This is a genomic window from Dellaglioa sp. CoH-56-MRSF-12 (assembly GCF_056782075.1).
Genome location: NZ_JBXAYD010000001.1, coordinates 284,363 through 298,976 on the forward strand (window position 1 = coordinate 284,363; position 14,614 = coordinate 298,976).

A 14,614-nucleotide genomic window follows, 5' to 3' on the forward strand; every position below is an offset into this window, starting at 1 on the left:
TTATAGAATTATTTTAAACGATGTAATCTTGCAATTGGGTTGCAATAGTTTTTGTTGCATCAATCTTTAATTTTGTACCTGATTCTTCATAATCTGTTTCTAAGATAGTTGCCTTTTCATTGATTAAATCAACAAGTTGACCTTTATCAAATGGGATAAGAACAGTCATAATTTCGTTATCTTTAAAGACATTCTTTTTAATGATATCTACTAATTGATTAAGTGATTTTTCATCACGCGCACTATAAGTGAATTTATCATCTGAGAAAGTAGGATAATCAATATTTGCTAAATCAGCTTTATTATAGGCATAAATCATCGGAATGTTTTCGACGCCAATAGCTTTTAATGTATCTTCAGTTGTTTGAATCATTTCCTCAGCATGTTTATCAGCCACGTCAATCACTTGGATAAGTAAATCAGCTTGTGCAGCTTCAGCCAAGGTTGTACGGAAAGCTTTTACTAATTGGTGAGGCAATTTGCTGACAAAACCAACAGTATCGCTCAATAAAATTTGTTTTTTATCTTCAAATTGAATATTACGGACACTTGTATCTAATGTAGCAAACAACATATTCTTTTCAAAAACTTGTTTGTCATCATCTTGTCCGATTAGACGAAGCAAGCCGTTCATTGTCGTTGATTTACCTGAATTAGTATAACCAACTAATGCAACAGTCGGAATACCAGATTTATCACGTTGTTTACGTCTAGTAGATTCTTCTTTGTCCATTTCAGCAAGATCTTTTTTAATGTGGTTAATCCGATTTTCAATCACACGACGATCTAATTCAATCTTCGTTTCGCCAGCACCACGGTTAGCGAGTCCACCACCAGATTGTTGATCTAGTTTATCTTGCATCCCTCTTAAACGAGGTAACTGATATTGAAGTTGAGCCATTTGAACTTGGAGTTTTGCTTCGCGTGATTGTGCTCTTGAAGCAAAAATAGCTAAAATCAGGCCTGTACGATCCATAACTTCCATACCTGATGCAGCTTCAAGGTTACGAATTTGAGTTGGTGATAATTCGTCGTTTACAACTAAAATTTTCACACCTTGTGCTTCACTTTCAGTCTTGAATTCTTCAGCTTTACCTTTACCAAAGTAAAGGGCAGCAGTTGGTCGATCTAATTTCTGACGAATGTCTTCAACAGCATGCATGTTGTTAGCTTCGACTAATGCAGCTAATTCAGACATTGTATAATCTAAATTTTCACGTTGTTTTTCGATACCAGCAATGAAAACGTCAATAACTGGTATTTCTGTAGAATAAGTTTCTTTCATGAGAACCTCCTCGTGGAACTTAATTAATAGGTTAAGTATAACATTTATTCAAAAAAATATTCGAACATCAAAATAAGTTAACTGAATTAAATGAGAATTAATGAATAAAAATGGCCAAACTCTCATTTTAACAACGTGCAAATGTTATGAGTTGAATATTTTATATAGTTAAACGGCTTTTTTAAAGGCGCTTGAATCTCTTTTTAATTAAATTAGAGTTTAATGTTGATTTTAATCTTTTTCTAATGTAAGATAAACCTACGTTAAGAAAAGGTAAATAAAAAAGGAGAGGTCATATTATGAAGTTAAAGTCAGTTTTGAAATTAAGTGGTGTGCTAGCATTGTCTGTCATTGTCTTGGCAGCGTGTGGATCTAAATCTTCATCTTCAGATAGTAAAGAACTCGCTGATAAACAGGTTATTAATTGGTCTGAAACAGCTGAATTACCATCGATGGATTTATCGACAGCAACGGATACAGTTAGCTTTAACATGTTGAACAATACTAATGAAGGTTTATACAGAATTGGTAAGAACAGTAAAGTGTCAAATGCACTTGCAACTAAAACAACCGTTTCAAAAGATGGCATGACTTATACATTTAAACTTCGTGATTCAAAATGGAGCAACGGAGACGATGTAACGGCTAAAGATTTTGTTTATTCATGGCAACGGACCGTTAATCCTAAGACAGCTTCACAATATGGTTACCTCTTCTCAGGGATTAAAAATTATGATGCAATCAGCGCGGGTAAGATGGCGCCATCAACATTGGGAATCAAAGCAACTGACAAACATACATTAGTTGTAACACTTGATAAAAAAGTACCATATTTCAAATTATTGATGGGCTTCCCAACGTTCTATCCACAAAATCAAAAAGTTGTTGAAAAGTATGGTTCTAAATATGGCACACAAAGCAAATACATGGTTTACAATGGTCCATTTACATTAAATGATTGGACAGGAACTAACTTAACTTGGGACCTAAAGAAAAATGACACTTATTGGGATAAAAAAGCAGTTAAGCTAACACAAATGAATTTCCAAGTTTCTAAAGATAATACAACAAGCTATAATTTATACCAAAGTCAAAAATTAGATATGACGAATTTATCTGCTGAACAAGCTAAAACATTGAAAACAGATAAAGACTATATCACACGTAAACAAGCATCAACGTTCTACTTACAATACAATCAAAAGAATAAATTATTTAATAACCAAAAGATTCGTCAAGCTATTTCATTAGTTATCAACAGAAAACAATTTGTTGATAAAATTTTAGGGGATGGCTCAACTGTTGCGACAGGTTTAGTATCATCAGGTCTTGCTTCAAATCCTAAAACAGGCGAAGATTTTGCAAAAGAATCAACCGTTAAATCAACTGCAAATACAGACATTGCAAAAGCAAAAGAATTATGGAAAGCAGGATTAAAAGAAGTTGGTGTTACAAAAGCTAGTTTCTCACTTCTAAGTGATGATACTGATAAAGCTAAGAAAACAAATGAATTTTTACAAAATGCGATTGAAGATAACTTAGATGGTGCGGATGTAACATTAACAAATATCCCATTCAAATCACGTTTAGCAAAATCAACTAGTGGTGATTTCGATATTGTTGTTACAGCATGGGGTGCTGATTTCTCAGACCCAATCTCATTCTTAGATTTATTTACTTCAGATAATTCACAAAATGCAGGTAAATGGAAAAATAGTGAATATGATGCATTGATTAAAGCTTCAAAAACAACAGATGCAAGTAATGCAGATAAACGTTGGGATGATTTAGTTAAGGCTGAAAAAATCTTGATGAAAGATCAAGGAATTGCACCTCTTTACCAAATGGCTCAAGCTCAATTATTAAGATCAACAGTTAAAGGTGTTATCTACAATGGAGCTGGTATCAATTACAATTTCAAAGATGCTTATGTTACTAAATAATTAATTAACGTGTTAAAATTTAACAAGTGAGAGTTAGCTACCACGGCTAATTCTGACTTGTTTTAATTACATAATAAAGCAAAAGTGAGGGTCAGAATTATGGGTAAATACCTAGTTAAACGAATTTTTTATATGCTACTGACGTTGTTTTTAGTCGCAACCATTACCTTCTTTTTAATGAAGTTAATGCCTGGATCACCTTATGCGAATCAGCAAAAAATGACAACTGAGCAATTACAGATTATGAATGAACAATATGGATTGAATAAACCCGTATGGCAACAATATCTCATTTACTTAGTGGGATTAGTTAAGGGTGATTTAGGAACGTCATTCCAATACAGTAATCAACCTGTGTCATACCTAATTTCAAGCCGTATTGGACCATCCGGACAACTTGGATTACAAGCTATCATCTTCGGAATAGTTATTGGAATTGTGATTGGTGCCATTGGTGCGATTAACAAAAATACTTGGATTGATACTTCTTCAACAATTTTATCAATCTTAGGTATCTCAATTCCTTCTTTCGTCTTAGCTGTTTTATTACAGTATTACGTAGGATTAAAGTTAGGCTGGTTACCAATTGCTGATTGGGGCGGATTCAGTTACACGATTCTACCGACAATTGCTTTAGGGGTTGGCCCACTGGCGGAGACGGCCAGGTTCATTCGAACCGAGATGGTGGATGTCCTAAGCAGTGATTACATTGAACTGGCTAAGGCTAAAGGATTAACAAAGTTTGGCGTTGTATTCCACCATGCTTTACGTAATAGTTTAATTCCTTTAGTAACATTAATCGGCCCTTATACGGTTGCATTAATGACTGGTTCAATGGTTGTTGAAAATATATTCTCAATTCCTGGAATTGGTGAACAATTCGTAAAATCAATTTTGACAAATGATTTCCCCACAATCATGGGTGTTACAATGCTTTATTCAGCTGGACTAGTAGTTGTTATCTTATTAACAGATATCATTTACGGTATTATTGACCCAAGAATTCGATTAACTGGAAGGAGAAATTAACGATGGCAGATAAAATTGACCTACCAGTAGATGCATTTGAACCGTTAGATAAAAATAACGCTATTGATAATGAAAAAATTGCTGCACCGTCGTTGACTTTCGTTCAGGATGCTTGGCGTCGGTTGAAGAAAAATAAAGGGGCTTTTATCTCACTTTGGGTCCTGGTTGCAATTTTTATTTTGGCATTTGGATCCCCCATTTTAGCACCACATAGTGCAACAGAACAAAATGTTGAGTATACAAATTTACCACCTAAAATTCCTGGTGTACCAATAGATGGATTAAATGGAAAGTTAAAAACATCATCAGGTAGCTGGTATGATGCTTATGAACAAAATAGTATTCCAAAAGATAAATACTTTATTTTAGGAACGGATGTTTTTGGACGTGATTTGTTATCAAGAATTATGTATGGAACTAAGATTTCCTTAATCGTGGCACTAGTTGCTGCATTAGTCGATTTAGGAGTCGGTGTTGCTTATGGAATCTTGTCCGGTTGGCGTGGCGGACGTGTTGATACATTCATGCAGCGAATCATCGAAATTATTTCATCGGTACCTAACTTGGTCGTTATTGTTTTAATGTTATTGGTTTTCAAACCAGGTTTAACATCAATTATTTTAGCAATTGCAGTGACTGGTTGGACAACGATGGCTCGATTAGTTCGGGCACAAACGTTGAAATTAAAAGATCAAGAATATATTCTTGCAGCTCGAACTTTAGGCGAGTCACCCGTAAAAATTGCAGTGAAACATTTACTACCTAACTTATCGAGTGTGATTATTATTCAAACAATGTTTACAATTCCTAGTGCTATTTTCTTCGAAGCTTTCTTAAGTTTCATCGGAATTGGGATTAGTGCTCCTCAAGCTTCACTTGGGTCATTATTGAATGATGGTCAAAAGAATTTCCAGTTTTTACCATACCAAATGTGGTATCCAGCAATTGTTTTATGTATTATCATGGTTGCCTTCAACTTATTAGGTGATGGACTCCGTGATGCCTTTGATCCAAAAACGAAAGAGTAGGTGTTGAAAAATGGCAGAAAATATTTTAGAAGTTAACAATCTAGAAATTAATTTTCATACGTATGCTGGAGATGTTAAAGCCATACGTGATGTTAGTTTTCATCTGGCTAAAGGTGAAACTTTAGCAATCGTTGGTGAATCAGGTTCCGGTAAATCCGTTACAACAAAAAGTTTAATGGGATTATTAGCTAATAATGCAGAAGTTATGGGTGGAGAAATTCTTTTTCATGGTGAAGATTTACTTAAAAAATCAGAAAAACAAATGGAAAACATTCGTGGTAAAGATATCGCAATGATTTTCCAAGACCCAATGACTTCTTTAGATCCTACTATGAGAATTGGTAGACAAATTGCTGAACCATTAATGAAGCATAAACATGTAAAAAAAGAAAAAGCAATGGCGCAAGCCTTGGAAATTTTGAAGTTAGTTGGGATTACAGATGCTAAAAAACGCTTTAAGGACTATCCACATCAATTTTCTGGTGGTCAACGCCAACGAATTGTTATTGCGATTTCATTAGTTTGTTATCCAGAAATTTTAATTGCTGATGAACCAACAACAGCTTTAGATGTAACCATCCAAGCACAGATTTTGGAATTAATGAAAGAATTACAAGCAAAAATTGAAACATCAATTATTTTCATTACCCATGATCTAGGGGTTGTTGCTGGTATGGCTAATCGTGTAGCGGTTATGTATGCAGGTCGGATTGTTGAATATGGGACAGTCGATGAGGTCTTTTATAACCCACAACATCCATATACTTGGGGCTTATTGAATTCAATGCCAACACTTGATAGTGAACATCTGTACGCAATTCCAGGTACACCTCCTGATTTATTGGATCCACCAAAAGGGGATGCATTTGCCGCTCGGAATGAGTACGCTATGAAGATTGATACAGAACAACAACCACCATTCTTCGATGTTTCACCAACACATGCAGCAGCTACATGGTTGTTGCATCCAGATGCACCTAAAGTAACGCCGCCAGTTGAAATTCAAAGACGGTATAAAATTTTTGCAAAACAACAAGAAACAAAAATTAAAGCGAATCAAAATTTGGTAGAAAACTAAGGAAGGGGAGCTGAACATAGTGGAACAAAAGAAAAATAAAATTTTAAAAGTCCGTCATTTAAAACAATATTTTAATGTCGGCAAACCAGACGAAGTGAAAGCTATCGATGATATTTCATTTGATATTTATGAAGGCGAGACATTTGGCTTGGTGGGCGAGTCAGGGTCTGGTAAAACAACAACAGGTCGTAGTATCATCAATTTATATGAACCAACTGATGGTAAAATTGATTTTGATGGTGTTGATATTCGTAAAATTAAGTCTAAAAAAGATAAATTACAATTTCGCCGTGACATGCAAATGATTTTTCAAGATCCATATGCATCACTAAATCCACGAATGAAAGTTAAAGATATTGTGGCAGAAGGAATAGATATTCACCATTTAGCTGCCAATGATGAAGCACGTGCGAAACGTGTTGAAGAATTATTAGAAACAGTTGGATTGAATAAAGATCATTCTAGCCGCTACCCCCATGAATTTTCAGGTGGCCAACGCCAACGTATTGGTATTGCTCGTGCTTTAGCTGTAGAACCTAAGTTTATCATCGCAGATGAACCTATTTCTGCATTAGATGTTTCAATTCAAGCGCAGGTTGTTAATTTGTTGAAGGAATTACAAATTGAACATAACTTAACATATTTGTTTATTGCACATGATTTATCAATGGTTAAATATATCAGTGATCGAATTGGTGTGATGCATTATGGTAAGTTATTAGAAATAGCTCCTGCAGACGAAATATATACACATCCTTTACACGATTATACAGCCAGTTTAATCTCGGCCGTTCCTGTTCCTGACCCTGAATTTGAACGTAATCGCATTCCAGTACCATACGATTCGTCAGTTGAGGCAGATGGTAAAAAACGTCGAATGGTTGAAATTTCGCCAGAACATTTTGTTTTAGCAAGTGAAGATGAAATCCCTATGTATAAGGAACGAGCTGCCAATACTTTGGCAGAAGAAGCTGAATAATAAATCAGAAAGATCTTTTCAAGAATTTTTGAAAAGGTCTTTTTTGATTTTAAAAAGGGTGTAAACTATTAATTGTATGAGTATCTTAAATATATTAAAGGAAGTATAAAAATTTTAGGTAATTATGCATAAAATAATGTATACTAGATGTATTAGAATTAGGTAACGACATAACTATTTTTTGATTTGGGAATGAATAAAAGGTTCAACTAAAACGTTATGTGGAACAAAGGGTTTTATATGGTGGGGAGAATGGGAGCACCCAACATGATAGATGATACAGAAGTATATAATGAAGCGTACAAAGAATTACCGTATGATGTACAATTACTTTTTCAAGAGGGGCGTCTCTGCGAAAAAGATAATGATTTAGCCGTATTATTCGATTTATTTATTAAAAGTACAATTAATTTTACTGAATTCTATGGATTTAACGATGATAGAAAGCAGCTATTTGATGAATTGAAACAAAATCCAGAAGAGGCCGCGCAGTTAATTAAGCAATATCGGTATTATCGTAATTGGTTCGAAAAATATCAGGCTAATGTTAATTGTTTTTCGAAATTAAGATTTCTAACTGTCTGTGAATGGTATGATGGTCAACAAGCATATGCAAGTAATAATTAAGAAATGCTATCATACAAGAAATTAAGTAAAAAAAAGTTAGAATATAAAATTAATTTAACTTAAAATGCGAACTTAAAATATACGGCAAGCTTAACAATATTGTTAAGCTTTTTTTGTTTTTATAAGACGCAGAAAAAATTAAAATAGATAACAAGCCAAGTGCTTGTTATCGATGAGAAGGGTGTGGTATATTAATTGCAATTATCGGGGGGTAATCGAATGAGTTTAGGTGAAGGAATAAAAAATGTAAACGCATTACCGTATGATGTGAGGCTATTATTAGAGGAAAGAAATATTCCGGAGAATCAAATGAGTTGGGAAATTATTTCTGATGTGTTTCTTGAAAGTATTGCGACTTACACAGCATTTTATGGATTTAATGAGGATCGTAGAGCGCTATTCAATGATTTAAAAAATGATAAAAATGAGGCCAATCAAATTATAACAACCTATAAAGAATATCGTGAGTGGTTTAAATACTATCACGTTCATTTTGAAAATCTAGAAGATGTGAGGTTTTTAACGATTTGTGAGTCAATAGGTGTAGATGGCATAATAATAAAAGATTAAATTCAAAAACGCTATGACTACTTTTAATTAAGTAGTCATAGCGTTTTTGAATTTAATCTTTAATACCATCTCTTTTACGTTCACGTTCAGCAATCATTGGCATAATGAATCCAAGACCGATAAGAACAACGACACTAATAATATTGATGGCTAACTGGTAGTAGAATAGTGAGCTACCCATCTCGACATCTTGAGGAATAATCCCAAAGACTGTTGCCAAAACAGTAACAACTAAGCACCATAAACCAACAGCGTAAGCTAATTTGTCATTTTTAATGAAGACATATTCTGATGGATATTTAGCACTATTTTTACGGATCTGCATGAAGGCGAAGAAAATCCAACAAGTGACACCTGGTGAAATAATTCCATTCAAGTTCAGTAACCAATTAAAGATTGTATTCATATCTGGCAAGAAGACACCCAAGAAGAGAATGAAGGCACTTAAAGTACAAGTTAAAATGTACCCATTAATTGGTAAACCATCTTTGTTAACTTTAAGTAATTTCTTAGGCATATAACGAGCGCCTGTGTCAGAGATAAGCATGCGAGTCATAGCGTCAAGAAGAACAGCTAGAAGAGCACACATGTACACAATTTGAGTAATAGCGAAGGCATACATTAACCAACTACCCATATGAAATTGATCTCCTAAACGAAGGAATGCGTAGTACGAACCATTCATTTTAAAATCATTAGGAATGTTATGGGCATTGAAGAAAATCCCAAGTGCGAATGAGCCGAAAACTGTTAAGAAGATTGTCATAACGGTTAACATAATCATGGCTTTAGGGAAATCTTTTTTAGGTTTTTTCATTTTTGTGACAAATGGCGCAATTAATTCTGCACCATTAATCGCATAAATTAATAAACCAATTGTTGTGAAATAATGTAAATCAAATTTAGGAATTAGTGTGTGCCAGCTCATATTTGTTGTTGCAATACGACCTGAAGGTGTTAATAATGAGCCAAATGCCATTACAACATATAAAATTGTGAGGATGAACATGGTACCACCACCAATAAGACCTAAAAATTCTAATGAACCTTTGAAGAAACGTTGAACAAAAATGAAACCAACGAAGATTACTAATGTTATTAACGCGAACATAGCTGTTGATAAACTATCTTCGAGTGCATTACTTCCGTTAAATAACCAACCAAAGCCAACAACGACTGAATTAGCGGTATCAACAACGTAAGGAATCGAAGCAGCCCAATAAGTCCATGCCGTAAAGTAACCTAGTTTTTCGCCACGAGTTCCGCGAACCCATGAACTTAAACCGCCACCTTCTGAATTAAAGACGGAACCTAATTGTCCTACCATTAAAGAATAGGGAATTACATATAATAGCAATAAAATGATCCAAGATGTAATAACGCCCATACCTTGATTTTGAAAGTTATAGACGATATCGTCGAAGCCAATAACTGTTACGAATGACATTAATGCCAAAACTGGCCACGATATAAATGTTTTTTTCTCGTTTTCCATAAGTACCTCCCGTGATAAATAACTATGTAAATTAAACTAACAATTTATAAGTATAGTGAACTGACTAATTAATTTCCATGAAAAATTAAATTAATATAAAATGTAATCGTTTTAATGAGAATTAAGTTAAGAATTAACGATAATAAAAATTGCTATTTAATGTGTACTATGTATAATAGTACACATATAGTAAAATGATAAATATAAATGGAGGACTAATAAAATGAAAGAAATAGTTGTAAGCGCAAAAGATGTTAAAAAAGTCTACGGTAAGAATAAAGAGAAGAAAACGGAAGCCTTAAAAGGGATTAATTTTTCTGTCGAACAGGGTGAATTTATTGGTATCATGGGGGCATCAGGATCAGGTAAATCAACATTACTTAACTTATTATCAACACTAGACCAGCCGACTTCAGGACAAATTGAGATTAATAATCAGGATATCTCAATGATGCGTGGCGATAAACTATCAGATTTTAGAGCACAACAAATTGGCTTTATTTTCCAAAGTTTTAACCTGCTAGATAACTTAACGGCAGCTGAAAATATAACATTGCCACTATCATTACAGAATGCGTCTATTTCTAAATATCAAGAACGTATTGATAAATTAACGAAAACACTGGGGATAGATAGTGTTCTTGGACAATTTCCAACTGAATTATCTGGTGGCCAAAAGCAACGAGTTGCAGCAGCTCGTGCTTTAGTCCATAATCCTGCAATCTTATTAGCAGATGAACCAACAGGTGCTTTGGATTCTAAAAGTGCAAAGTCACTCCTATCAACGATGGAAAGTTTAAATAAAAATGATCAAGTATCAATTTTGATGGTGACTCATGACGCTGTTAGTGCGAGTTACTGTCAACGAATTCTCTTTATTAAAGATGGTAAGATTGGTCGAGAATTGATTCAAGGAACGAATACGCGAACAGAGTTTTATCAAGAAATTTTAAATGAACTAGCTAAGAGTGAACAATAATTTTAAGAAGGGAGGAAACAATATGTTATTAAAATTATCCTTAACTGGAATTAAGAGTCGCTTTAAAGATTATCTAATCTTGTTATCAGGACTCATTATGGCTTCAGCAATCTTTTACATGTTTGAAGCATTAGCAACTAATCAAGAATTTATTAAACAAAATGCGACGATAAAATTTGCAGCAATGATTTTCCAAGTAGGTTCTGTACTACTTGCAATTATTACACTGTTTTATATTATCTATGCGAATACATTTTTAATGAGCATGCGTCAAAGAGATTATGGGATGTTCATGATGCTAGGCGCTAAAAAGCGTAAGATTGGGCGCTTAATTTTCACTGAAACTTTAATTATTGGCTTAATTGCAACAGCTGTTGGTATTTTAGTTGGTATTGGACTGACATATGGCGTTAGCCAATTTTTAGTAGATAAAATGGATCTTGCACCGCATTCTTTTCAAGCTTTTTATTTCCCAGCAATCCTAATAACAATGCTTTTCTTCGTTATTCTTTTCATGATTGCTGCTATATTTAATCGACAAAGCTTGTTAAGAACGCCTATCTTAAAATTATTAAATGAAGCAGAACAACCACAAGGTAAAAAGCTAAAATCTTATAATATCTTAATTCAAAGTATCTTAGGATTAGGTTTAATTGCAAGTGGCTATTATTTATTAAGTCATTTAGCACTGTTTCAAATGGCTGGATTTATTGGGTCAGTCGTAACAATTTTGATTGGGACATTTTTAATTTTCAATTCATTATTTAGTGGATTGGTTCAATTATTAAAACGTAATAAGGGATTTTCTGAAAAGCAATTAAATACCTTTTTATTAGGGCAACTTAGCTTTCGATTAGGTTCATTAAATCGGGTTCTAACAATGGTTGCGATGTTATTTGCACTAGCATTAGGCGCAATAACTGTTGGGATGGGATTCTCTGGTGTGGTTGATCAAACAGCTACTTCTACTTCCCCATATGATGTTGTTGTCCAAAATCCATCAACAAAAGAGAAAAAATTACTTAGTCAATTGACTGATAAAAAAGAGTCCATTTATGAAGCAAAAAAAGTTGGTTCTGTCCGTTATTTTAAAAAATCTGACTTTGTGAAATCACCATTGTACACGCTTGATTTCACGGAAACGGGAACGGCTACCGGTAAATTTATTAAAGTTGACCCTGCCAAAATGACAGCTAAAAATGAGGATAATCTATGGGGAAATGCTGTTAGAACTACATTGGAATCCCCTGATATGTTAAATCCAGTACTTGTCTCTGACGCATCATTTTCAGCTGTTTCGGCGAAGACACAACGTATCCATACTGTTAGGTTAGCATCATTTAAAGATAATAAAGAAATCTTAAAAGCATTGAGCGAAGAAATACCTAAAAATCAGTTAGATAATTCATCTTATTTTATGAATAAGTATGTCGTATATCAGTTGGCTAACGGCATTTATGGCGGATTAGAATTCATTGGATTCTTCTTAGGCGTTGCGATGTTGGCAATGTTAGCAAGTGTTCTTATGTTTAAAATATTGTCTAGTGCGGCAACGGATAAAAAACGATATGATTTATTGAACCAATTAGGCGCTAAGCAACGACTAATGAAAAAATCAATTAGGCGCGAAATTGGCATCTTATTCTTCTTACCTGGAATTGTCGGTGTAATCCACGTTTTATTCGGACTACAAATGTTCAAGGAATTAATTCCAGATCCATATTCACATATAACGATTCCATTTATTATTTTTGCAGTTCTCTATTTGGGATATTATTGGGTAACAGTTACCTTATATAAAGGGATGGTATTAAAAAAATAAAAAAGAGGTGAATATTCAGTTTTTAAAACTGAGTATTCACCTCTCTTTATTTAGATGGGTTGTTCGCCAAAATTACCATAATAGCTAACTTCAATTGTATCGTGATGAACGATTAATTTAGTGACGCTACCATTTTTAGGACTAGATGATATATCAATATTAGGTGCGTATCGTGAAACGATACTTCTAATTGCTGTCCCGTGACCAACTAATAGAACGTTGTCATTATTATTTTGGTTAGTGCGTAAAAAATCAAAAGCATGATCATAGCGATTCCAAAATTCTTGGTCATTTTCAGCTAAATTAAAAGGGTCAGCACTTTTTATGAAATCACGTGAGTCTTCGATGGAATATTTTTCAAGAATATCATTGAAGGTTTGACAATTAAAAGGTGTACCAACTGTTTGCATAACAGCTGCAGTATCTTGGCCTTCAAATGAGCCATAATATTCTTCTCTAAAAAGTGCTGTTTCAATTGGTGTTAACTGTGCATTTTCTTCAACATTCGTTTCACTTAAAATATGGCTTAGTGTTTTTTTTGTACGCATTGTGTCACTTCGATAAATGGCATTAAATGATTTATCGCGTAAAAGTTTTCCTGAATGGGTGGCATCGTTGATTCCCTTATCTGTAAGTGGAGAGTCACACCAGCCTTGCATTCTCTGGAAAGAGTTAAAAAAAGTTTGGCCATGACGAACCATATAAACGGTAAATGACATATGAAATCCTTTCATAAATAAATATTTAATTTGTAAATAAAAAAGGTACTTAGAGCTGTCTGGTTTTTGATGAATAGTCTCACTTAATGCATTAATTTTAGAAAAAGAAAAGACTTTTATTTTATTTAATCCAATGTATACTAAATAAACGGAGAATTAAAATATGAGATTATTTATGACTACTAGTAAGATGATACCGAATGAGATATTAATTACAAGTCTAAATCTAATTGTTTTAACTGCATAAATTGTATTAACTATTCAAGAAGGAGTGTTTATTATTTTGATTACGTTGGCTGGTATTATTGGTTCAGGAAAATCTAGTATGACAAAAATTTTATCTGAAGAACTTGGGGTAGAGGCTTTTTACGAACCTGTTACAGATAACCCGGTATTACCTTTATTTTACAAAGGTAACGAAATCGCTGCAAAAAAACGTGAAGCAGGGGATAAGGAAGCAACAAATCCCTACGCTTACTTATTACAAACTTTCTTTTTGAATCGTCGTTTCAGAATGATTAAAGCAGCAATGCAAGAAGATAATAATGTTCTTGATCGTTCAATTTATGAAGATGCTATTTTTATGAAGATGAATACAGAAATGGGTAATGCCACAACTGTTGAATATAACATCTATCAAGATTTATTAGAAAATATGCTTGAAGAGTTACCTTATGCTGCACATAAAAAATCACCCGATTTGATGGTTATGATTAAAGTTTCTTATGAAACAATGGTTAATCGTATTCAAAAACGTGGCCGTGATTATGAACAAATTGAAACTGACCACTCATTGGTTGAATACTATAAAACATTACTTCGCTATTATGAAGATTGGGAAAAAGAATATGACGTTTCTGAATTTTTAGTTATTGATGGCGATAAATACGATTTTGTTGAAAATGAAGCTGATCGTAATATTGTTTTAAATATTATTGAAGATAAATTACAAGAATTAGGTAATTTATCTGAAAAAGAAGTTATCGATTACAAGACACAACGTAAATCAATTTAAACTAAAAGGAGTAACCAATTTTAAAAATTGGTTACTCCTTTTTTA

Annotated in this window: 13 protein-coding genes; 10 read left to right on the forward strand and 3 right to left on the reverse strand. The window is 33.6% G+C overall.

Annotated elements, in window-relative coordinates:
* Positions 1 to 13: 13 nt before the first annotated feature.
* The gene (gene hflX / locus AC1RPY_RS01335) at positions 14 to 1,285 is read right to left on the reverse strand and encodes a GTPase HflX (RefSeq protein ID WP_481760927.1); all 1,272 of its coding nucleotides are present in this window, start codon (positions 1,283 to 1,285) and stop codon (positions 14 to 16) included.
* Positions 1,286 to 1,584: 299 nt separating this feature from the next.
* Here hflX and AC1RPY_RS01340 point away from each other — a divergent pair, with 299 nt between their 5' ends.
* The 7 genes from AC1RPY_RS01340 to AC1RPY_RS01370 all read left to right on the forward strand — a co-directional run bounded on the left by AC1RPY_RS01340 (position 1,585) and on the right by AC1RPY_RS01370 (position 8,539).
* Positions 1,585 to 3,228 (forward strand): peptide ABC transporter substrate-binding protein, encoded by a 1,644-nt coding sequence (locus AC1RPY_RS01340; RefSeq protein WP_481760926.1) that lies wholly within the window; start codon positions 1,585 to 1,587, stop codon positions 3,226 to 3,228.
* A gap of 99 nt (positions 3,229 to 3,327) precedes the next feature.
* The gene (gene opp3b, locus AC1RPY_RS01345; protein WP_409021660.1) at positions 3,328 to 4,257 is read left to right on the forward strand and encodes an oligopeptide ABC transporter permease; all 930 of its coding nucleotides are present in this window, start codon (positions 3,328 to 3,330) and stop codon (positions 4,255 to 4,257) included.
* A 2-nt stretch (positions 4,258 to 4,259) separates the two neighbouring features.
* On the forward strand, positions 4,260 to 5,285 hold the full coding sequence (gene opp3C / locus AC1RPY_RS01350) for an oligopeptide ABC transporter permease (protein WP_481760925.1): 1,026 nt from the start codon (positions 4,260 to 4,262) through the stop codon (positions 5,283 to 5,285).
* A gap of 10 nt (positions 5,286 to 5,295) precedes the next feature.
* Complete coding sequence (locus tag AC1RPY_RS01355) at positions 5,296 to 6,363, forward strand: ABC transporter ATP-binding protein (protein ID WP_481760924.1); 1,068 nt, start codon at positions 5,296 to 5,298, stop codon at positions 6,361 to 6,363.
* A 19-nt stretch (positions 6,364 to 6,382) separates the two neighbouring features.
* Positions 6,383 to 7,342 carry an ABC transporter ATP-binding protein gene (locus AC1RPY_RS01360; RefSeq protein WP_481760923.1) on the forward strand — a complete coding sequence of 320 codons (960 nt, stop codon included), beginning with the start codon at positions 6,383 to 6,385 and terminating at the stop codon, positions 7,340 to 7,342.
* A gap of 267 nt (positions 7,343 to 7,609) precedes the next feature.
* Positions 7,610 to 7,969 carry a hypothetical protein gene (locus tag AC1RPY_RS01365; RefSeq protein WP_481760922.1) on the forward strand — a complete coding sequence of 120 codons (360 nt, stop codon included), beginning with the start codon at positions 7,610 to 7,612 and terminating at the stop codon, positions 7,967 to 7,969.
* 219 nt (positions 7,970 to 8,188) lie between these two features.
* The gene (locus AC1RPY_RS01370; protein WP_481760921.1) at positions 8,189 to 8,539 is read left to right on the forward strand and encodes a hypothetical protein; all 351 of its coding nucleotides are present in this window, start codon (positions 8,189 to 8,191) and stop codon (positions 8,537 to 8,539) included.
* 52 nt (positions 8,540 to 8,591) lie between these two features.
* Here AC1RPY_RS01370 and AC1RPY_RS01375 read toward each other — a convergent pair whose 3' ends face one another.
* Positions 8,592 to 10,034: an APC family permease gene (locus AC1RPY_RS01375; RefSeq protein WP_481760920.1), complete on the reverse strand. Its 1,443-nt coding sequence runs from the start codon at positions 10,032 to 10,034 to the stop codon at positions 8,592 to 8,594.
* Between the two features lie 223 nt (positions 10,035 to 10,257).
* Between AC1RPY_RS01375 and AC1RPY_RS01380 the strand changes: the two genes are divergently transcribed.
* Together AC1RPY_RS01380 and AC1RPY_RS01385 are read left to right on the forward strand one after the other, a co-directional pair.
* The gene (locus tag AC1RPY_RS01380; RefSeq protein ID WP_481760919.1) at positions 10,258 to 11,013 is read left to right on the forward strand and encodes an ABC transporter ATP-binding protein; all 756 of its coding nucleotides are present in this window, start codon (positions 10,258 to 10,260) and stop codon (positions 11,011 to 11,013) included.
* Positions 11,014 to 11,035: 22 nt separating this feature from the next.
* Positions 11,036 to 12,835, forward strand: a complete 1,800-nt coding sequence (locus AC1RPY_RS01385) for an ABC transporter permease (RefSeq protein ID WP_481760918.1) — start codon at positions 11,036 to 11,038, stop codon at positions 12,833 to 12,835.
* Between the two features lie 50 nt (positions 12,836 to 12,885).
* On the opposite strand, the gene AC1RPY_RS01390 is transcribed toward AC1RPY_RS01385, so the two are convergent.
* Complete coding sequence (locus tag AC1RPY_RS01390; RefSeq protein ID WP_481762398.1) at positions 12,886 to 13,554, reverse strand: histidine phosphatase family protein; 669 nt, start codon at positions 13,552 to 13,554, stop codon at positions 12,886 to 12,888.
* Positions 13,555 to 13,837: 283 nt separating this feature from the next.
* Here AC1RPY_RS01390 and AC1RPY_RS01395 point away from each other — a divergent pair, with 283 nt between their 5' ends.
* Complete coding sequence (locus AC1RPY_RS01395; RefSeq protein ID WP_481760916.1) at positions 13,838 to 14,569, forward strand: deoxynucleoside kinase; 732 nt, start codon at positions 13,838 to 13,840, stop codon at positions 14,567 to 14,569.
* The last annotated feature ends 45 nt before the right edge of the window (positions 14,570 to 14,614 follow it).